Below are 18,559 nucleotides of genomic sequence, written 5' to 3' on the forward strand. Positions count from 1 at the left end.
ACTCCGGGGCTCTGGAACCGGCGAACCCCGGGGTCCTAGCGGAAGATGCCGGTGTGGCCGAGCGAGTAGCGGCCGGGCTGCGGGTAGACCGCCAGACCGTGCGGGCCCGAGCCGACCGGGATCTTGGCGATCGTGTGGCCGTCGGTGGTGTCGATCGCGTAGACCTCGGCGTTGTAGCGCCCCGACAGCCACAGCACCTTGCCGTCCGCGGACACACCGCCCATGTCGGGGCTGCCGCCGCCCGGGATCTCCCACTTGTGGATGAGCTTGTTGGTGGCGAAGTCCAGCACCGACACCGACCCCTCGCCGCGGTTCGAGATGTACATCGACTTCGAGTCACGGCTGACGTAGAGGCCGTGGCAGCCCTTGCCGGTGGGCATCAGGGTCGGCTTGGAGAACGTGTCGCCGTTCAGCACCCACATGCCGTCGGCCATCATGTCGGCGACGTACCAGGTCTTGCCGTCGGGGGACATCTTCACGTCCTGCGGCATCGCGCCGTCGAACGGCAGCCGCTGCTTGCCGACGATCTCCATCTTCGCGGTGTCGACCTTGAGCAGCTCCGCGGAGAACTCGCAGGAGACGATGAAGTACCGGCCGTCGGGCGAGAAGTCCGCGTGGTTGACGCCGTAGCAGGGCACCGGGACGGTCTTCTTGATCTTCATGCTGTGCGCGTCGCGGAAGACCAGCTCGCGGTCGAGCGAGGCCATCACCACCGCGTACTTGCCGTCCGGGGTGAAGTACAGGTTGTAGGGGTCGTGCACCTGGACCATGGAGCCGGCACGGCCGGTCGCCGGGTCGATCGGGGTCAGCGAGTTGCCGACGTCGTTGTTGACCCAGAGCGTCTTGAGGTCCCAGGACGGGACGACGTGCTGCGGCTGCTCACCCACCGGGATCGTCTCGATGACCTTGTACGTCTTCGGGTCGATCACCGACACCGTGTTGGAGTTGGTGTTCGGCACGTAGACCCGGGACGGGAAGCCCTTCACCACCGGGGAGAGCGCGTTGGGGCGGTCCGCCGAGTAGACGTCCTTCGGGTCGAGCACCGGCGGCATGCCCGGCAGGCCCTGGGGCAGGATCTTGGCCGGGGCCGACCTGACGGCGGCCTTGGTGGCCGCGGGAGAGGGCGCGTGCTGTTCGGTGCCGTCCTTCCCGCAGCCCGCGGTGGCGGTCACGAGGGCGATGGCGACGGCGAGCAGGGCGGCGGGGCGCACACGGTACACAGGACGCATCAGGTCAGTAGCTCCGTCGTGGTCACGGCGCGCAGCCCGCGCCGTTTCAGGTCGTCGAGGATCCCGGGCAGTGCGGCGATCGTGCCGGCGTACCCGAAGTGCAGGCTCACCACGGATCCGGGGCCGACGTCCTTGGCCACCTTGGCCCGGACGGCCCCGGTTCCGGGTTCGGTGAAGTCGAGGGAGTCCACGTCGTACGCGAGGACGTGCTCGTATCCCGCCTGCCGGGCGAGGCGTTCGACGAGCGGGGTGGCCAGCCGGGCCTGGGAGGGCCGGAACCAGCGGCCGGGCGAACCGGTGAGCTTGCGCAGCCGGTCCGCGCAGCCGGTGATCTCGGCGGTCGCGGCGGCCGCGCCCATCGCGCAGATGTTGCCGTGGGTCTGGGTGTGGTTGCCCAGCTCATGACCGCCGTCGAGGATCCGGCGGGCGAGTTGCGGGTACTCGTCCAGCCACTCGCCGACGGCCAGCACCGTCAGCCGTGCCCCGGCCTTCTCCGCCTCGGTCAGCAGGGCGGTGGCGATGGCCGTTTCGCCCCGGCCGTGGAAGGTGAGCGCGACCTGGGGGCGGTCTCTGGGCCCGTGCTCGATCTGCGCGGGCAGGCCGGGCGGCAGCGGTGGCAGTGCGGGGCGAGCGGAGGCGGATGCGGCGGGCGGGTGCTCGGGGGGCGCCTTGCTGGCCGCGGGATCCGGGGAGGCCCCGGCGGCGGAGGGCCGGCCGTCCGCACAGCCGGTGAGCAGCGCTCCGGCGGCGGCGACCTGCAGCACGGTACGGCGGGTCATGGACATTGAGGACCACTTTAGGGCGCAATGCCCGATCTTTTGATGTTATTGGGGCGGCGCGGCGCGTGGCGGAGTCGGCTGACATGATGTGGACCCGCGGTACGCGAGCGGCCATTGGTGTGCCGGGGGCATGCCGCAGACAGGATGACGTGGGGGGCTACGTGGCGGAGACAACGGCAGTTCGGGAGGCCGGTTTCGGCACCGCGCTGCGAGAACTGCGCACCGCGCAGAAGTCGGCGAAGGGGGTGTCGCTGTACTCGCGCTACATCAACCGGCCCGCCGGCCGGGTGCTCGCCGCGGCCGCCTACCGGGTCGGACTCACACCCAATCAGGTGACGCTGGTCAGCATGGCCTTCACCTACAGCGCCATCGCGGCGGTGGCGCTGGTGCGCCCGTCCTGGACGCTGTCGGTCGCGGTCTACCTCGCGCTGGTGATCGGCTTCGCCTTCGACTCGGCCGACGGCCAGCTGGCGCGGCTGCTGCGCCGCGGCAGTCCGGCGGGGGAGTGGCTGGACCATGTGGTGGACTGCGGGAAGATCACCGGCGTGCACGCCGCGGTGCTGATCTCCTTCTACCGCTTCTTCGATCTGCCGGGCGAGGGCTGGCTGCTGCTGCCGCTCGGCTTCCAGTTCGCCGCCGTGATGATCTACGTCGGCGGGCTGCTGACCGAAAAGCTCAAGCCGAAGGCCGCGCCCGGATCCGTGCCGGCCGCCCCGTCGCGGATCAGGGCCGTGGCCCTGCTTCCCGTCGACTACGGGGTCTTCTGCGTGGTCTTCCTGGCGCTGGGCGGCGGGCGGGCGTTCCTGTACGCCTACGCCTTCCTCGGCGGGGTGTACGTGCTGTTCCTGGGCGCGTTCCTGGCGAAGTGGTTCCGCGAGCTGAAGGCCGTGGGCGCCCCGGCAGCTTGAGCCCGGCAGCTTGAACCCCGGCCGCTTGAACCCCGGTCGCTAGAACCCCGGCGGCTTGATCCCTGGTCGCTTGATCCCCGGTCGCCTGATCCCCGGTCGCCTGATCCACGGCGGCCGGGGAGACGGGCCGCTCAACCGTGGCGCTCGGCGCCTTCCGGAGTGACGGGCTCGGTGAGTATGTCCAGTGCCCGGCGCAGCTGGGTGCTGGACGTGTGCACGGTGTACGGGAAGTACACGACCTCGACGCCGACCGCCGCGAAGTCCCGCTCCAGGCGGGCGCCCTTCTCGGTGCCGCGCCAGTCGTCGCCCTTGAAGATGACGTCGAAGCGCACCTGCTGCCAGGTCTCCACCTTGTCGGGGACGGTCTCGACGAAGGCCGCGTCCACGAAGCGCACGCTGCGGACGATCTCCAGCCGCTCGATCAGCGGGACCATGGGCCGGCGCCCCTTGGCCAATTCGGCCATTTCGTCGGAGACCACCCCCGCGACGAGATAGTCGCACTGGCTCCGGGCATGCCGAAGGATGTTGAGATGCCCCACGTGGAAGAGGTCGTAGACCCCTGGCGCGTAGCCGACACGGTGTGCCACGAAACGACCCCCCAGCCGTACTGCCCCGCCTGGAAATGCCCAAGGCGATGGTGAGTCTCAGACGATAGCCGGACGTCGCAGATACTAAGCGACGATTTGCGAAACGAAGACCGGCTGGAATCGTCAACATGTAGCACTGGTGAACAGTTAGGGTAGACGCTTGGTCACTTCTGGGGGAACGGGGCGCGCTGTGTCGGCTCTTGACAGTTTTCGCCACAAACGGCTGTTCTTGGTTTCAACCAATTACGCGCCGGAACACACGGGCATCGGGCCGTACGCCACGCAGATCGCCGAACACTGGGCCGCGGGCGGGGCCGAGGTGGCGGTGCTCGCCGGCATGCCGCACTACCCCGCCTGGGAGACGGACCCGGCCTACCGGGGCGTCTGGCGGACCGAGGAGGAGCGCGGCGGGGTGCGGGTGCACCGTCGCCGGCACACCGTGCCACCGCGCCAGACCGCGGTACGCCGTGCCCTCTTCGAGGCGTCGGTGCTCGTGCACGGTCTGCTCGCGCCGCCGCGCGTCCGGCCCGACGTGGTCGTCGCGCAGCTGCCCAGCCTGGCCGGCGGCGTCCTCGCGGCGCGCACCGCCCGGCGGCACGGTGTCCCCTATGTCCCCATCGTGCAGGACCTGATGGGCGCCGCCGCCAAGCAGAGCGGCATCAGCGGCGGGGACCGGGCGGCCGCCGCCGCGAGCGCCGTCGAGGCGTACGTGCTCAAGCGGGCGACGCTGGTCGGCGTCATCCACGAGAGCTTCACCGACAAGGTCGCCGCGCTCGGCGTACCGCGTGAGCGGATACGCGTGGTCCCCAACTGGTCGCACGTGGCGCGCCCCTCCCGGCCCCGCGCCGAAATGCGCGCCCGGCTGGGCTGGCGGGAGGGCCAGACCGTCGTCCTGCACTCCGGCAACATGGGGCTCAAGCAGGGCCTGGAGGTGCTGGTCGAGACCGCCCGGCTGGACCCGGCCGTCCGCGTCGTCCTCATGGGGGACGGCAACCAGCGCGAGCAGCTGCGCGCGCTGGCCGGCGGGATACCCAACCTGGAGTTCATGCAGCCGGTCGACGACGCGGACTTCCCCGACGTCCTCGCCGCCGCCGACGTCCTCGCCGTCACCCAGCGCGCGTCCGTCCTCGACATGAGCATCCCCTCCAAGCTCACCTCGTACTTCGCCACCGGCCGGCCGGTCGTCGCCTCGGTGGCGGCCGAGGGCGGCACGGCGGAGGAGGTGCTGCGCTCCGGCGCGGGCGTCCTGGTGGCGCCCGAGGACCCGCACGCGCTGCTGAAAGCGGTGCTGGCACTCGCCGAGGACCCGGAGTCGGCCGACGAGCTGGGGTCCAACGGACCCCGCTACGCCGACGCGCACCTGAGCCGTACCGCGGGCCTGGACCGGATCGACGCCCTCGTGGCCGAGGTTCTGGAGACCGCCCCGCCGGCGCCGTCCGCGCCACCAGTACCATTCGCCGAATCCGCGCAGGCCGCGGAGCCCGCGCATTCGGACACCTGATCCGGTGACGAACGCGCATAATGAGCGAGCGCATGGGGAGCGCACGCCTGAGGGGGTTTCACGCACGTGATCGAGCAGCATGACGAACCGGACCTGTTGCGCGACCAGTTCCGCCAGCTGATCCGCTACCGGGTACTGATCGTGGCCGGAGTGGTGATCGGGTTGCTCGGCGGCGCCGTACTGGCGCTGTCGGGAGCGGACAAGTACGTCGCGACGAGCGAGATCACCGTCCGGGCCGCCACCGTGAACCCGTTCGCCACCGGTGCCACCCCCGACAAGATCCTGAACATGGGCTCCGAGCGGCAGACCGCCGCCAGCGGTGTCGTCGCGGAGCGTGCGGCCAAGGCGCTGGGACAGCCGGAAGCGGCCACCGAACTGCTCGCCAACCTGCAGGTGACCAACCCCCGCAGACCACGGCACTGGACTTCGCGTACACCGGCCGCAGCCCGCGGGAAGCGGCGGCCCGGGCCAACGCCCTCACCCAGGCCTACCTGGACAACCGGCAGCAGCAGACCGTGTCGAGCATCACGATCATGGTCAACGGCTACAAGACCCAGCTGGACCCGCTGGTGAAGCAGTCCGAGGCGCTGCGCAAGCAGATCGAGAAGCAGAAGGACCCGTCGAGCGTCGCCACCAACACCAACGCGCAGACCAACCTGCTGGGCCGGATCTCCGAGCTCAACGGCAACATCAGCGAACTGAAGGCCCTCGACACCACCTCGGGCAACGTGATCCGCACGGCCGTCCCGCCGACCTCGGCCGCCGGACTCGGCCTGCCGATGGCCCTCGGCCTGGGCCTGGCCGTCGGTATCGCCATCGGCCTGCTCGCCGCCTGGGTGCGGCTGGTCTTCGACCCGGCCGCCCGCTCCGACAGCGATGTGGCGCGCGCGCTGCGCGCCCCCGTCCTCGGGACGCTGCCGCGGGTCCGCGACGGCCGTGAGCCGGCTCCGCTGCTCGCCCTGGACAACACCGAGAGCCGGCTCGCCGAGGCGTACCGCTCGGTGGCCTTCCGGCTCGCCTACGACCAGCGGTTCGCCGACCGCCGACGGCTGCTGGTGGTCGCGCCGCGCGGCTCCAGCGAGACCGCCACCGCCGTCTCGGTCAACCTCGCCGCGTCCTTCGCCGAGACCGGCATGGAGGTCCTGCTCATCGAGGCGGACCTGCGCACCCCGACGCTGGCCGACCGGCTGCGCTCCGGCGACGGCACCCGCCCCGCCTGGGCCCGTACGCCCTCGGTGGGCGACGGCGGCTGGCCGGCCGGCCACCAGATCTCCATCGACGCCGGTGAGTCCGGCTCCTTCGACCTGGTGCCGGGCCGCCGGGTCCGCAACGTCGCCCGCGCGCTGACCTCGGTACCGGCCACCCGGCTCATCTCCGAGGCCGACGCCCCGAAGTCCGCGGTCATCGTCCACGCGCCCGCCGTCCTCGCCTACGCCGACGCCCTCGCACTCGTCGACCGGGTGGACGGCGTCCTGGTGGTCTGCGACCCGCGCGAGGTGCACCGGGCCGACCTCGAGCGGGTCCGCGAACTCATCAGCGGCGCCGGCGGCACCGTGCTCGGCGCGGTGCTGCACTCGTCGGGCAGCACCGGATTCACCCTGCCGTGGCGCCGCAACGCGGACAGCACGGCCCCCCTCCCCGTGGCGCCCGCGGAGGACGCCGGCAGCGCCCCCGTGTCCCCGGCGGCCGACCTGCTGGAAGCGGTCCTCCCGGAACCCGAACGGTCGCCGGTGTCATGAGAGTCCCGGGGGCGAAAGCCTCCATAGCCTGCTCCGTCGCGGACCAGGGAGTGTCGGCGCTCACCAACATCCTGGTGCTGGTGGTCGCCGCGCGGCTGTCCAGCGCCGCCGGGTTCGCCGTCTTCTCCATGGTCTACATGGTCTTCACCATCCTGCTCGGCGTCGGCGTCAGCTACGTCGGCCAGGCGCTGGTGCTGGTCCGCGGTGACGACCGGGTGATCCGGGCCGCCTGCCGGTCCGCGGCGCTCTTCACCGTCGCCGCGTCCACCGTCATCGGGTTCACGGCCGCGGCCGTGCTGGCCTTCGTGCCCGGCGACACCGCCGCCGCGCTCGCCGTGCTCGGGCTCATCCTGCCCATCGCGCTGACCCAGGACGGGATCCGCTACTGCTTCTCGGCGCTGCGGCTGCCGCACTACGCGCTGGCCGCCGACCTCGTACGGCTCGCCGTCGCGCTGCCCGCGCTGGCCGTGCAGCCGCACGGCGCGGGCCCCGCCCGGCTGGTGGCCGTCTGGGGCCTGTCGGCGCTGCCCGCGCTCCTCACCGCCATCGCCCTGCTCGCCCCGCTGCTGCGCGGCCTCCCCGCGGACCTGCGGAAGTATGTGCGCCGCGGCCACCTCGGGCAGCGCTTCGTCGTCGAGTTCGGGGTCGGCAACGGTTCCAGCCAGCTGGCGATCCTCGGCCTCGGGCTGTTCGCCACCCCGCTGGCGGTCGGCGCGCTGCGCGGCGCGACCACCCTCTTCGGACCACTGAACGTCCTGTTCAACGCCTCGACGGCGTTCGGCCCGCCGCTGCTGAACCGGACGGAGAGCGTACGCGGCCAGGTCCGCGCCACCGCGGTGCTCGCCGCCGTACTGGCCACCGTCGCCGCGAGCTGGGCGACCGTGCTGTACCTGCTGCCGGACCGGATCGGCCGACAGCTCCTCGGCGACACCTGGCCGAACGCCGTCCATCTGCTGCCGGCCAGCGGCAGCCAGTACACCGCGATGGCGGTCGGCACCTGCGGGCTGCTGACGCTGCGGGTGCTGCGCCCGCGCACCACGCTGCCGATCCAGGTGGTCTTCTCCCTGGCGGCGGTGGCGTTCATGCTCACCGGCTACGCGCTGGGCGGTGTCCTCGGCGCGGCCTGGGGCCTGGGTCTCGGCTCCGTCGCCAAGGCGGTCGCCACCTGGCTGCGGATCGGCTCGGTCAGCGCCTCGGCGGCGTCAGCGCAGGAGCTTGCGCGGGTCGGTGCGGAACGAAGTGACCATGGCGAGGCACAGCACGGCGATCCCGATCCGGCCGGAGGCCTGGAGAAGTGAACCGCGCAGCAGGATGAAGGAGTAGCCGGCGATCAGCGGCACGATGATGGCCGTCATGTCGCCCGGCCGCCCGCCGTCCGCGGTGCGCAGCGCGTACCGCCGGTCGCCGCGGGCCGCCAGATAGCCGACCCCCAGGAAGCCGCCGGTCATCCCGAGCGGTCCGAAATCCAGCCACAGTTCGGACCACAGCGGTGAGGAGAGGTTGGTGTTCTTGTTGCCCATCCACTCGCCGAGCATGATGCCGGTGTCCAGCGCCTTGTCGGGCCAGGCGGAGCGGGGCACGTAGAAGAAGACCGCGGCGGCGAGCTGCCGGCCGTAGGTGTGGCCCGCGCCGGAGTGCACCTCGGTGATCGCGTTGGCGAACATCACCGTCTGGTCGTAGTCCTTGCGCGCCAGCGGCTCGAGGACCGAGTTGGTCTCCATGGGCTTGTAGTCGGCCGCGTCGTAACGGAACCGGTCCATGAAGGGGAAGACCAGCAGCGCCGCGACGACGCCCAGGGCCAGCGCGGAGCGGTACATCACCGGGCTGCGCGGGAAGGCCGTGAACAGGACCGAGAACAGCACGGTCAGGAACCAGAACCGGGCGTTGGATATCGGGTTGTTGACGACGACGTTCAGCCCGGCGGTGGCGATCCACAGCAGGATCGGCAGCGGCCGCCGGCGCGCGATGCGCGAGGTCACCAGCCAGCGGGTGAGGAAGAGCAGCGCCAGCAGGGCCGGCACCGTCCCGAAGCCGCGCAGCGTCGCGGAGCCCGCGTGCGAGCCGGCGGTGGCCACCCCGGTCTCCGCGAGGGTGTCGCTGATCTCCTGGCGGCTGCTGAACAGCACCGCGGGCCCGCCGAGCTTCATGACGTAGTAGCTGCTGGCCACGAACGCCAGCAGCACCAGCAGATACAGCCGGCGCGGGCTCACGGAGGCCGCCGGGCGCTCCTTGCGCCCGGTGCGCACCGGGCGGTGCCGGGCCAGCAGGACGCCGACGTCGAAGGCCACACAGCCGACGAGGGTCAGCGCGAGGGCCGCCGACAGATCGCTGCGCGGGCCGACCAGCGGGGTCGGGACGCGGCCCAGGACGAGCTGGGCGAGTGAGGCGACGCCCATCGCCGCGTAGACGAACAGCCAGAACGACCCCTGGATGAGCCGCCGGCGGCGGGTGGTGAGGATCATCGACGACAGCCGGGCCCCGGCGTAGCAGGTCAGCGCGAGCTGCAGCCAGTACGCCTCGTCGTGTACGCCCGCACCCGGCTGGAGGGCCACGGCGGCGGGCAGGAAGACGACCAGGCCGAGCACCAGCGGCACCGCCAGGGCGCGGGACAGCACGGCCCGCGGGGACACCGCGGGCACCTCGGACCGCCTCGTGCCCGTTTCGGCTCCCCGTACGTCAACCGCCATGGCTCCAGCCCCCACTCCGTGCGACCCGGTCAGCGTCGCACGTCCGCGTACACCTTTTGCAGGTGGTCCACGATCGCGTCGATGGTGAAGGAGTCATGGATCAGCCGCCGGGCCGCGACGGAGGCCGCCGCGTGCACCGCCGGGTCGAGCAGTTCCAGGATCGCACCGGCGATCCGGGCGCCGTTCTCGGCACTGTTCCCGCCGCCGGTCTCCTCGCGGCTGTCGACGAGCCGGCCCGCGCCCGCCGCCTCGATGTCCGGGGCCAGCCCGCAGGTCTTCGTGACGACCACGGGTGTGCCCACGGACATGGCCTCGGCCGCGGACAGCGAGAACGACTCCTGGATCGACGGGATGACGTAGACGTCCGCCCGCCGCAGGTGCTCGTACACCGCGGTCCTGTCGAGGGCGCCGACGTACTCCACCGACCCGTCGACCCCCAGCGCGCGGGCGCGGGCCAGGGTCGCGTCGAGGCCGCCCGTGTCGGGCCCGGCGAGCACGAAGCGCGCCTCCGGGTGCTTGCCGAGCACGCCGGGGACGGCCTCGATGAAGTCCTCGGGCCGCTTGGCGGGGTGCACCCGGGCCAGGTACAGCACCGTGGGCGGCCCGCCGTGCGAGGACGCCCGCAGTTCCGGGCGGTACTCGCCCTGCGGCTCGACGCCGTTGGCCAGCCGTACGGTGTTGGTCAGTTCGACCGGTTCCACGACGGCGTTGACGTTGCGGCGCTCGGTCTCGGTGAGGCACAGCACCGCGTCGGCCCGCCGCAGCACCCGCCGCACCCCGAACGCGTCGGAGATCTTGGCGGGGAGCCGCTCGGTCGGGTCGATCATCCCGTGCGTCTGCAGGACCAGCGGCCGGCCGCACTGCAGGGCGGCGAGCGCGATCGGCAGCGTGACGAGGTCCCGCATGAGGTGGACGTGCACGACGTCCGCCGACTTCACCAGCCGGCGCGCCCGGGCCAGCAGCGACGGGGAGGTGATCCCCGCGACACCGAACCGCCGGATGAGGTGCCGGGCCTGGAACAACTGCGCCGGTACCCCCTCCACCTCGTTCGGCAGCGGCCCGTCGAACTCGTCGCCGAGGGTGACCAGCCGGGCGTCGACCCCGCGCTCGATCAGCCCGCGCGAGAGGCTGAGCGCCACCCGCGTCGGACCGCCGAAGGCGTGGCTGGGCGTGTGCAGGGTGACGGCGTGCAGGACGCGCATACCCCGTTCACGCCCCCTTCGAGAAGAGCCAGACGGAGCAGCCCGTGCTGGAGAAGCCGCGCGCGCCGGCCGGCACGGTGACCAGGGCCTTGCTGCCGGAGACCGGCTTGCCGTTCGCGCCGGTGAGCGTCCAGGCGCAGGTCTTGGACGGGGTCGGCGCGTGGTAGGTGCCGGGGGTGATGACGCTGCCGGCCTTCGGCTTGCTCCCGACGGTGAAGGCACCGTCGGTGAAACCGTGCTCCGCCGCGGCGAGTACCGGCTTCTGGTCGGGGCACAGCGTGGTGACGGCGTCGTGCGCGCCCGCGATCTGGCCGAGGACGATGCCGCTCGCCGCCGCGTCGGGATCCCGCTTGGCGATGAACTTGATCTTGTCGCAGGACTCCTGGCCGAGCTCGAGCACGGCCGCGGGGTCGGATCCCTTGGGCACCCGGCCGGTCAGGTACTGCTTCTGCTGCTTGGTGAAGGAGCCCGTCACCGGGGTCAGTTCCGCCGCCGGGACGGTGGGCCCGGGAGTGGTCGGAGCGGCGGTGGCGGTGGGGTTCTGGTCGAGGCCGCCGGAGACGGGGGCCGAGGCGGTCGGGCCGGTCCCCGCGGGCGGGGTGGCCTTAGTGTCATGGCTGCTGGAGCAGCCGGTCAGGAACACCACCGCCGCCGCCGTCGTGATGACGGCGGCGGCGGTGGCCCGGAGCGGGTGGATCATCCGGTGAGCCCCAGGGTGTGGTGCTGGGCGATCTGCGCGGGAGTCAGAACGCTCGGGTAGATCGCGGTCTCGTCGATGGAGCCCGCGAAGTAGTTGCTCGCGGGAAGGCTCGGCCAGCCGTAGAGCTGGTCGCCGCCGACGTGCCAGTAACCGGTGTAGTCCTGGCTGGTGGTGTACGCGGCGTTGCTGGCCACGAGGTTTCCGTCGACGTACAGCCGCAGGCCGTTGGAGCCCTGGGTGCCGACCACGTGGTGCCACTGGCCGTTGTTCAGGCCGGCGCCGCTCGCGATGGTGCGCTGTCCGGCGTTGTAGATGCCGAAGACCAGCTGACCGCTGTTGGTCATGTAGATGTGCTTGTCGTAGCTGGCGCTGAGCCGGCCGTCGGTGTTGCTGCCGAAGCCGACCAGCTTGCCACCCTTGGTGGTGGTGGTCTTGAACCAGGTCTCGACGCTGTACGAGGTCGGGCGGGGGAAGGCGCGGTCACTGTAGGAGTACTGGCTGGTGCCGTTGTACGTGACCGCGGTGCTGCCGCCCTTGACCGCGGCGGGGACGACCCGGCGGGTCGAGTAGCCGACGTTGTCGCCGGCGACCTGGTTGCCCGAGGCGTCCGCGAGGTAGCCGGCCGTCTCGTCGTAGCGCCAGTACAGGCCGGCGCCGTCGGCGATCACCCTGGCGGGGTACGTCTCGGCGGTGGCCGCGGCGACGGCCGTCGCGTTGGCCGACTTGGCGCTGACGTTGGTGCCGTCGCTCGCCGACACCCGGTAGGTGTACGAGGTGCCCGCCACCACATCGGTGTCGGTGAAGGTGAGCTGCGGCCGCACCCACGGCAGCGAGGAGGCGCTGACGGTGTAGACCGGGGTGGCACCGTTGTTCCGGTACACGTTGTAGGTCAGGTTGTTGTCGTCGAGGTCCAGGCTGGACTGCCAGCGGACCTGGACCTTGCCGGGCTCCACGCTCGACGCGACGACCTGCGGGACGCTGGGCGCCCCGGTGTCAGGACCGCTCGAGAAGCGCGTCAGGCCCTGCTGGGCCTTGAGGTTGGTGGTGGTGAAACCGCCGCCGGCCCAGAGGTAGTCCTTGCCGCCGCCGGAAGCGACGATCAGCACGCGCGGGCCGACCAGCTCGCCGAGACCGTCGTTGGTGTCGGGGAACCAGGGGAGCAGCGCCGGGCTGTCGACCGACTCGGCCAGCAGGTGGTGGCGGTTGCCGTCCGGGTACTCGCCCATGGTCGAGCAGTCGTGGGCGTGCGAACCGCTGTAGAGGACCGACTGGTAGAGCGCCAGGTTCTGGGTGGCGCCCAGGCAGGTGTCCCGCCAGCGCTGGTTCCAGTCGCTGTTGTTGAAGGCGGTACGGCCGTCGAACACGCCGCCGCCGGTGCCCTCGTTGGCGACGTAGAAGCCGGTGCTGTCGGTGACGATGTCCTTGACGACCGACGTGTTGTCGAAGAAGCCGTTCGGGTAGTTCTTGGTGACGGCTCCGGTGGTCGCGTCGACCACCGCCAGGGCGTGCGAGTTCGCGCCGTTCACGGTGTAGAAGTCACCGCCGACGATCACATGGGTGCCGTCGGCCGCCACCTCGACGGCGCGCGCCGTCTCGTCGGTGTCGACCGTCCACGGCTTCAGGGTGCCCGTGGTGGTGATCGCGGCCAGGTGGCCGCGGGTCTGGCCCGCGACGGACTGGAAGTCGCCGCCCAGGTAGACGGTGTCACTGGTCGCGGTCAGCGCGCGCACGGTGGCGGTGACGGCGACGTGGAAGTCGTTCCGCGGGGTGCAGGTGGCGATGTCGATCGCCGCCAGGTTGCTCACCCCGACGCCGTTGACGGATCCGAAGGAGCCGCCCGCGTACAGCGTCTTGTGGTCCGGCGAGACGGTGAGCGCGCGGACCGTTCCCGTGCCGCCGGTGAAGGACAGGTGGCACCCGGTGGGTGCGCCCGTCGTGGTGTCGAACGCGGCGAAGTTGACCGCGGGCTGCTCGTTCACGCCGGCTGCCGAGCCGGGCGGCCGGATGGCCGAGAACGTACCCCCGGCGAAGACCACTCCGTCCGCCTGGGCGAAGGCCCAGACGATCCCGTTGGTCTGCCAGGTCGAAAGGTCGTCCGCCGTGATGGCGACCGGCGGAGTCGTTGCCGTCGCGGAGTGCGACGTCAGCACTCCCAGTGTCGCGGCCGCCAAAGCAGTGGCAACCGAGAACACCCCCAATTTACGCATGCGTAGCCCCCCAGGCCCCTAGCGTTTGCCCGTGGCTCGTACAGCCGACGGTGCAGGGCAGAGTAGGGCGCTCAGTAGTCCCTAGTCTGCAATTTTGGCGAGATTTAGCGATCTATGCGCACAGTTGCGCCCGCCAACTGATCAGATACGTGCTGAATGTCGGCATCCACCATGATCCGAGCCAGTTCTTCCACCTTGACCGATGCTTTCCAGCCAAGGAGGTCGTGAGCCTTGCTCGCATCCCCGATGAGCGCGTCGACCTCACTGGGCCGCTCGTACTTCGGGTCGTAGCGAACGTATTCGGCCCAATCCAGTCCCGCATGGGCGAAGGCGGTCTCCACGAACTGCCGCACCGTAGCAGCCTCACCGGTGGCGACCACATAGTCGTCCGGCTCGTCGCACTGCAGCATCCGCCACATCGCGTCCACGTACTCCGGCGCGTAGCCCCAGTCGCGGACCGCGTCGAGGTTGCCGAGGTAGAGCCGGTCCTGCAGGCCGGCCTGGATCCGGGCCACCGCGCGGGTGATCTTCCGTGTGACGAAGGTCTCGCCACGGCGCGGGGACTCGTGGTTGAACAGGATCCCGTTGACGGCGAACATTCCGTACGCCTCGCGGTAGTTCACCGTCGACCAGTAGCCGAAGACCTTGGCGCAGCCGTAGGGGCTGCGCGGGTGGAACGGCGTGCTCTCGTTCTGCGGCGGCGGCGCGGCGCCGAACATCTCCGACGACGAGGCCTGGTAGACGCGGGTGCTGATGCCGCTCGCGCGGACCGCCTCCAGCAGGCGCAGCGCGCCGAGCCCGGTCACGTCGCCGGTGTAGAGCGGCGCGTCGAAGGAGACCCGGACGTGCGACTGCGCGCCCAGGTTGTACACCTCGTCGGGCCGCAGGTCGCGCAGCAGGTTCACCAGGGCGACGCCGTCCGACAGATCGGCGTGGTGCAGCACGAGGGAACGATTCTCCTCCTGCGGGCCCTGGTAGATGTGGTCGATCCGCTCGGTGTTGAAACTGGACGACCGGCGCACGAGACCGTGCACCGTGTAGCCCTTGGCGAGCAGCAGTTCGGCAAGGTACGAGCCGTCCTGGCCGGTGACGCCGGTGATGAGTGCGCTCTTGCTCACGCGGTCCCCCCTTAGGGATCCGGATATATTGCTGTTTGGTACGGAAAGCTGGACTCAGACCCGAATGGGTGATGCCGCAGGGCATAATCCGGTGTCATGAAGGCTACGAGGGAACTGCTCCCGCCCAGCGCCCGGATCTTCGTCGCGGGACACCGCGGCCTGGTCGGCTCGGCGGTCACCCGCCGGCTCACCGCCGACGGCTACCAGGTGATCACCCGTGGCCGGGACGGACTGGACCTGCGCGACGCCGCGGAGACCGGAAGGTTCCTGGCGGAGGTCCGGCCCGACGCGGTCGTGCTCGCCGCCGCCAAGGTCGGCGGGATCATGGCCAACAGCACCTATCCGGTGCAGTTCATCGAGGACAACCTGCGGATCCAGCTGAGCGTCATCGCCGGCGCACACGCGGCGGGGGTCGGCCGGCTGCTCTTCCTCGGCTCGTCCTGCATCTACCCCAAGCTCGCCCCGCAGCCGATCCGCGAGGACGCGCTGCTCACCGGCCCGCTGGAGCCGACCAACGAGCCGTACGCGCTCGCCAAGATCGCCGGCATCGTCCAGATCCAGTCCTACCGGCGGCAGTACGGCGCCTCGTACATCTCGGCGATGCCGACCAATCTCTACGGTCCCGGGGACAACTTCGACCTGGAGACCTCGCACGTCCTGCCGGCCCTGATCCGCCGCTTCCACGAGGCGAAGCGGGACGGGCGGGAGAGCGTCGAGCTCTGGGGCACCGGCTCCCCGCGGCGCGAGTTCCTGCACGTGGACGATCTCGCCGCCGCCTGCGCGCTGCTGCTGCGCAGCTACGACGGCGACGAGCCGGTCAACGTCGGCTGCGGCGACGACCTGACGATCCGCGAACTCGCGCAGACCGTCAGGGACGTCGTCGGATATGAGGGTGCCATCGCCTGGGACTCGACCAAGCCGGACGGCACCCCGCGCAAACTGCTGGACGTGTCCCGGCTGACGGATCTCGGCTGGAAGCCGACGATCCCGCTGCGGGACGGCATCGCCTCGGTGTACACCCAGTGGCGGTCCGAGGCGTGAGGGGTCGGTGGGCGGAGGAACGAAGGGCACCGGTCTAATACGCTCCTCGTCCGTCGACCACAGCACGGAGCGTGCGGGCCATCACGTCGACATCACTGGTGAACGACCAGTTGTCGACGTACTGCAGGTCGAGTGCGACCGTCTCGTCCCAGGACAGGTCGGAACGTCCGCTGACCTGCCAGAGTCCGGTGATACCCGGTTTGACGGCGAGGCGGCGCAGCTCGATCTCGTCATAGCGGGCCACCTCCTCCGGCAGCGGCGGGCGCGGCCCGACCAGTGACATCTCACCGCGCAGCACATTGACGAGCTGCGGCAGTTCGTCGAGCGAGCAGCGGCGCAGCAGCCGGCCGACGCTGGTGACCCGGGGGTCCCGGCGCATCTTGAACATCAGGCCGTCGTTCTCGTTGGCGGCCGTCAGTTCGGCCTTGCGGGCCTCGGCGTCCACGACCATGGTGCGGAACTTCCACATGGTGAAAGGCGCGCAGTTCTGGCCGTGCCGGATCTGCTTGTGGAAGGCCGGGCCGGGTGACCCGAGCCGGATGGCGGCGGCGATCAGACCGAACAGCGGTGCCAGCAGCAGCAGACCGGCGGCGGCGCCGGCCCGGTCCATGGCCGACTTGAGCTGGATCTGGACCCCGCGCCGGGTGGGCGGGGCGATGTGGAGCATCGCCAGCCCGGCGGGCGCGGCGAGCTGGACGCGGCGCATGGACACGTCCACCAGTCCCGGCAGGACCGCCAGCGGCAGTCCCGCGTCGTGCAGCGCCCAGGACAAACGTTTCAGCCGCTCTCCGGCCATCCGCGGTCCCGGTGCCACCAGCACGAGTTCCGCGCGGTGGTCCCGGGCGGCGCCCAGCACGAGCGCGGAGTCGCCGCTCGGGGCGCTGGGCATCACGGAGCCCAGCCGGGCACTGACCGGGGCGCCGCATTCGAGGTTGGCGTTCCCGACCGGGACGACACCGACGACCACATAGGCGTGGTCGGTGCGTCCGGCCAGGTGGCCTACGACATGGTCCGCGGCGCTCGGCTCGCCGATCACCAGGACCTTGCGGACCGCGTGCGCCTCGCGGCGGGCCGCCGCGAGATGCCGGTGCGTCATCTTGCGGCAGGAAGCGGTCAGCAGCAGTCCGGGCGCGAGCCCGAGCAGCGCCAGCGGGGGCTCGGAGATCTCGCCGACCGCGGTACGCGCGACGGCCAGCACTCCGAGCAGGATCAGCCAGTCGTACAGGACCGGCAACGCGGCCCGGGACTCGCCCAGGGACCGCGCCGCATAGCGGTGCCTGCCCGCCTGCACGCACAGCCAGGCCACCGCGGCCACCACCGCGCATGCCCATGGGTACGGTTGACGCGTCGCCTGGAACACGAGCGCCACGGGCAGTGCGATACCCACCAGGTCGACGGCTAGCGCCACCGGCAGGTACCACGTCGGTTTGTCACTGAGTCCGCGCGGAGCCTTGCTCCGCACGGGTTTCGGTTCGGCTTCGATCAGACCATTGGGTACTTCGACACGCCGCATGGACCCCCCTGGCACATCGCGACCAACTGTGGGCGCGGTTGCTACTTCCCCAAGCAGCAGTGCGCCGTGATAAACCGGAACGCTAGGCCAAAAGAGTGGTCATCCGCTGCGGTTTACGTATATTCGAGCCGTTGTTGTGTCCAAGTTAATAGCTCAGCTGCACAACATGGCCATACGGAGTATGGCGGGCGTCCACTTCATGGTTACAACCGGGGGTGACCTCGCCCGGAACGTACCGTCCTGGTACTGGACCGGATGCGGAGGGTGAGCGTCCGGTGGCCGGGACGGCGCCTGGGGCGGCGCCCCTTACAGTTGTCGCTTGTGTCCACCTTGCAAGCCCCCGACGACCTGCGCGCCGCGCTCAACGGCCTGCTCGACGGTCTGCCGCCGAACCGGGCGGCCCAGGCGGTCGACCGGCTGATCGCAGCCTACCGAGGCGCGACGCCGACCGACGCCCCGATCCTGCGGGACGCCTCCGACGTCGCCGCGTACGCCGCGTACCGGATGCCCGCCACCTACGCCGCCGTCCGCTCCGCGCTCGCGGAGTTCCAGGCGCGGGCGGGCACCTGGGCCCCGGCCACCCATCTGGACGTGGGCGGCGGCACCGGGGCGGCGACCTGGGCGGTCGCCGACACCTGGCGGCAGGACACCCACACCAGCACCGTCCTGGACTGGTCGGACGCCGCCCTCACCCTCGGCCGCGAACTGGCCGCCGGCGCCGACTCCGCGGCGGTACGGGACACCGAATGGCGCCGGGCCCCGCTGGGCGGCGCCGTACGGCTGCCCGAGTCCGACCTGGTCACCGTCTCGTACGTGCTCGGTGAACTGGACGCCGCCGCCCAGGTCTCCGTCGTCGCCGAGGCGGCCCGCGCGGCGCTGGGCGCCGTGGTGATCGTCGAGCCCGGCACCCCGGACGGCTACGCCCGGGTCATCGCCGCGCGCGACCAGCTGCTCGCCGCCGGGTACACGGTGCTCGCCCCCTGCCCGCACAACGGGACCTGCCCGATAGAGGGCACCGACTGGTGCCACTTCGCGGCCCGGGTGAACCGCTCCTCGCTGCACCGCCAGATCAAGGGCGGCTCACTGCCGTACGAGGACGAGAAGTTCAGCTACGTCGCGGCCGCCCGCTTCCCGGCCGCGCCCGCCGCCGGGCGCGTCGTGCGGCACCCGCAGATCCGCAAGGGCCAGGTGCTGCTCGACCTGTGCACCCGGGACGACGGACTCTCCCGCAGCATCATCACCAAGAAGCGGCACGGCGACCTCTACCGCGCCGCCCGCGACGCGGACTCGGGCGACCCCTGGCCGCCGCCCGCCGAGGACTCCCCGGACTCCACGGACTCCTGAGCCG

Annotated in this window: 16 protein-coding genes; 7 read left to right on the top strand and 9 right to left on the bottom strand. The window is 71.2% G+C overall.

Annotated features, from left to right (window positions below; all coding sequences use genetic code 11):
• Window positions 1-35: 35 nt before the first annotated feature.
• Window positions 36-1,229, bottom strand: a complete 1,194-nt coding sequence (locus LNW73_RS23470; RefSeq protein WP_250975621.1) for a YVTN family beta-propeller repeat protein — start codon at window positions 1,227-1,229, stop codon at window positions 36-38.
• The gene (locus LNW73_RS23475) at window positions 1,229-2,014 is read right to left on the bottom strand and encodes a polysaccharide deacetylase family protein (RefSeq protein ID WP_250991253.1); all 786 of its coding nucleotides are present in this window, start codon (window positions 2,012-2,014) and stop codon (window positions 1,229-1,231) included. The genes LNW73_RS23470 and LNW73_RS23475 overlap by 1 nt, the downstream gene beginning before the upstream one ends.
• Before the next feature lie 209 nt (window positions 2,015-2,223).
• Here LNW73_RS23475 and LNW73_RS23480 point away from each other — a divergent pair, with 209 nt between their 5' ends.
• Window positions 2,224-2,916, top strand: a complete 693-nt coding sequence (locus tag LNW73_RS23480) for a CDP-alcohol phosphatidyltransferase family protein (protein WP_285393286.1) — start codon at window positions 2,224-2,226, stop codon at window positions 2,914-2,916.
• Window positions 2,917-3,047: 131 nt separating this feature from the next.
• On the opposite strand, the gene LNW73_RS23485 is transcribed toward LNW73_RS23480, so the two are convergent.
• A complete protein-coding gene (locus LNW73_RS23485; protein ID WP_250991255.1) occupies window positions 3,048-3,503 on the bottom strand; it encodes an adenylyltransferase/cytidyltransferase family protein in 456 nt (151 codons plus the stop codon).
• Window positions 3,504-3,732: 229 nt separating this feature from the next.
• Between LNW73_RS23485 and LNW73_RS23490 the strand changes: the two genes are divergently transcribed.
• From LNW73_RS23490 to LNW73_RS23505, 4 genes are all read left to right on the top strand, one after another.
• A complete protein-coding gene (locus LNW73_RS23490) occupies window positions 3,733-5,004 on the top strand; it encodes a glycosyltransferase family 4 protein (RefSeq protein WP_250991256.1) in 1,272 nt (423 codons plus the stop codon).
• Between the two features lie 66 nt (window positions 5,005-5,070).
• Window positions 5,071-5,577, top strand: coding sequence for a hypothetical protein (locus LNW73_RS23495; protein ID WP_250991257.1), 507 nt, complete (start codon window positions 5,071-5,073; stop codon window positions 5,575-5,577).
• A complete protein-coding gene (locus LNW73_RS23500) occupies window positions 5,520-6,743 on the top strand; it encodes a polysaccharide biosynthesis tyrosine autokinase (protein ID WP_250991258.1) in 1,224 nt (407 codons plus the stop codon). The genes LNW73_RS23495 and LNW73_RS23500 overlap by 58 nt, the downstream gene beginning before the upstream one ends.
• Complete coding sequence (locus tag LNW73_RS23505; protein ID WP_250975615.1) at window positions 6,740-8,041, top strand: hypothetical protein; 1,302 nt, start codon at window positions 6,740-6,742, stop codon at window positions 8,039-8,041. The genes LNW73_RS23500 and LNW73_RS23505 overlap by 4 nt, the downstream gene beginning before the upstream one ends.
• Here the strand turns inward: LNW73_RS23505 and LNW73_RS23510 are convergent.
• The 5 genes from LNW73_RS23510 to gmd form a co-directional block, all read right to left on the bottom strand.
• Window positions 7,946-9,430 (bottom strand): O-antigen polymerase, encoded by a 1,485-nt coding sequence (locus LNW73_RS23510; protein ID WP_250991259.1) that lies wholly within the window; start codon window positions 9,428-9,430, stop codon window positions 7,946-7,948. The genes LNW73_RS23505 and LNW73_RS23510 overlap by 96 nt on opposite strands.
• Before the next feature lie 29 nt (window positions 9,431-9,459).
• Entirely contained in the window at window positions 9,460-10,632 is a 1,173-nt protein-coding gene (locus tag LNW73_RS23515) for a glycosyltransferase (RefSeq protein ID WP_250991260.1), read from the bottom strand.
• 7 nt (window positions 10,633-10,639) lie between these two features.
• The gene (locus LNW73_RS23520) at window positions 10,640-11,332 is read right to left on the bottom strand and encodes a hypothetical protein (protein WP_250991261.1); all 693 of its coding nucleotides are present in this window, start codon (window positions 11,330-11,332) and stop codon (window positions 10,640-10,642) included.
• Window positions 11,329-13,539, bottom strand: coding sequence for a LamG-like jellyroll fold domain-containing protein (locus LNW73_RS23525; RefSeq protein ID WP_250991262.1), 2,211 nt, complete (start codon window positions 13,537-13,539; stop codon window positions 11,329-11,331). Before LNW73_RS23525 ends, LNW73_RS23520 begins: the two co-directional genes overlap by 4 nt.
• A 104-nt stretch (window positions 13,540-13,643) precedes the next feature.
• The gene (gmd, locus tag LNW73_RS23530; protein WP_250975611.1) at window positions 13,644-14,657 is read right to left on the bottom strand and encodes a GDP-mannose 4,6-dehydratase; all 1,014 of its coding nucleotides are present in this window, start codon (window positions 14,655-14,657) and stop codon (window positions 13,644-13,646) included.
• Window positions 14,658-14,753: 96 nt separating this feature from the next.
• Here gmd and LNW73_RS23535 point away from each other — a divergent pair, with 96 nt between their 5' ends.
• Window positions 14,754-15,698, top strand: a complete 945-nt coding sequence (locus tag LNW73_RS23535) for a GDP-L-fucose synthase family protein (protein ID WP_250991263.1) — start codon at window positions 14,754-14,756, stop codon at window positions 15,696-15,698.
• A gap of 34 nt (window positions 15,699-15,732) precedes the next feature.
• Here the strand turns inward: LNW73_RS23535 and LNW73_RS23540 are convergent, their stop codons facing one another.
• Entirely contained in the window at window positions 15,733-17,106 is a 1,374-nt protein-coding gene (locus LNW73_RS23540) for a sugar transferase (RefSeq protein ID WP_250975609.1), read from the bottom strand.
• Between the two features lie 426 nt (window positions 17,107-17,532).
• On the opposite strand from LNW73_RS23540, the gene LNW73_RS23545 reads away from it, so the two are divergent.
• The gene (locus tag LNW73_RS23545; RefSeq protein WP_374118168.1) at window positions 17,533-18,555 is read left to right on the top strand and encodes a small ribosomal subunit Rsm22 family protein; all 1,023 of its coding nucleotides are present in this window, start codon (window positions 17,533-17,535) and stop codon (window positions 18,553-18,555) included.
• The last annotated feature ends 4 nt before the right edge of the window (window positions 18,556-18,559 follow it).

It is taken from the genome of Streptomyces sp. RKAG337, assembly GCF_023701715.1.
In the GTDB taxonomy this organism is placed as follows: domain Bacteria; phylum Actinomycetota; class Actinomycetes; order Streptomycetales; family Streptomycetaceae; genus Actinacidiphila.

Coding starts and splice junctions, on each gene's coding strand:
- LNW73_RS23525 (WP_250991262.1), bottom strand. CDS start 13,539: ATGCGTAAATTGGGGGTGTTCTCGGTTGCCACTGCTTTGGCGGCCGCG.
- LNW73_RS23470 (WP_250975621.1), bottom strand. CDS start 1,229: ATGCGTCCTGTGTACCGTGTGCGCCCCGCCGCCCTGCTCGCCGTCGCC.
- LNW73_RS23520 (WP_250991261.1), bottom strand. CDS start 11,332: ATGATCCACCCGCTCCGGGCCACCGCCGCCGCCGTCATCACGACGGCG.
- LNW73_RS23515 (WP_250991260.1), bottom strand. CDS start 10,632: ATGCGCGTCCTGCACGCCGTCACCCTGCACACGCCCAGCCACGCCTTC.
- LNW73_RS23505 (WP_250975615.1), top strand. CDS start 6,740: ATGAGAGTCCCGGGGGCGAAAGCCTCCATAGCCTGCTCCGTCGCGGAC.
- LNW73_RS23535 (WP_250991263.1), top strand. CDS start 14,754: ATGAAGGCTACGAGGGAACTGCTCCCGCCCAGCGCCCGGATCTTCGTC.
- LNW73_RS23510 (WP_250991259.1), bottom strand. CDS start 9,430: ATGGCGGTTGACGTACGGGGAGCCGAAACGGGCACGAGGCGGTCCGAG.
- LNW73_RS23475 (WP_250991253.1), bottom strand. CDS start 2,014: ATGTCCATGACCCGCCGTACCGTGCTGCAGGTCGCCGCCGCCGGAGCG.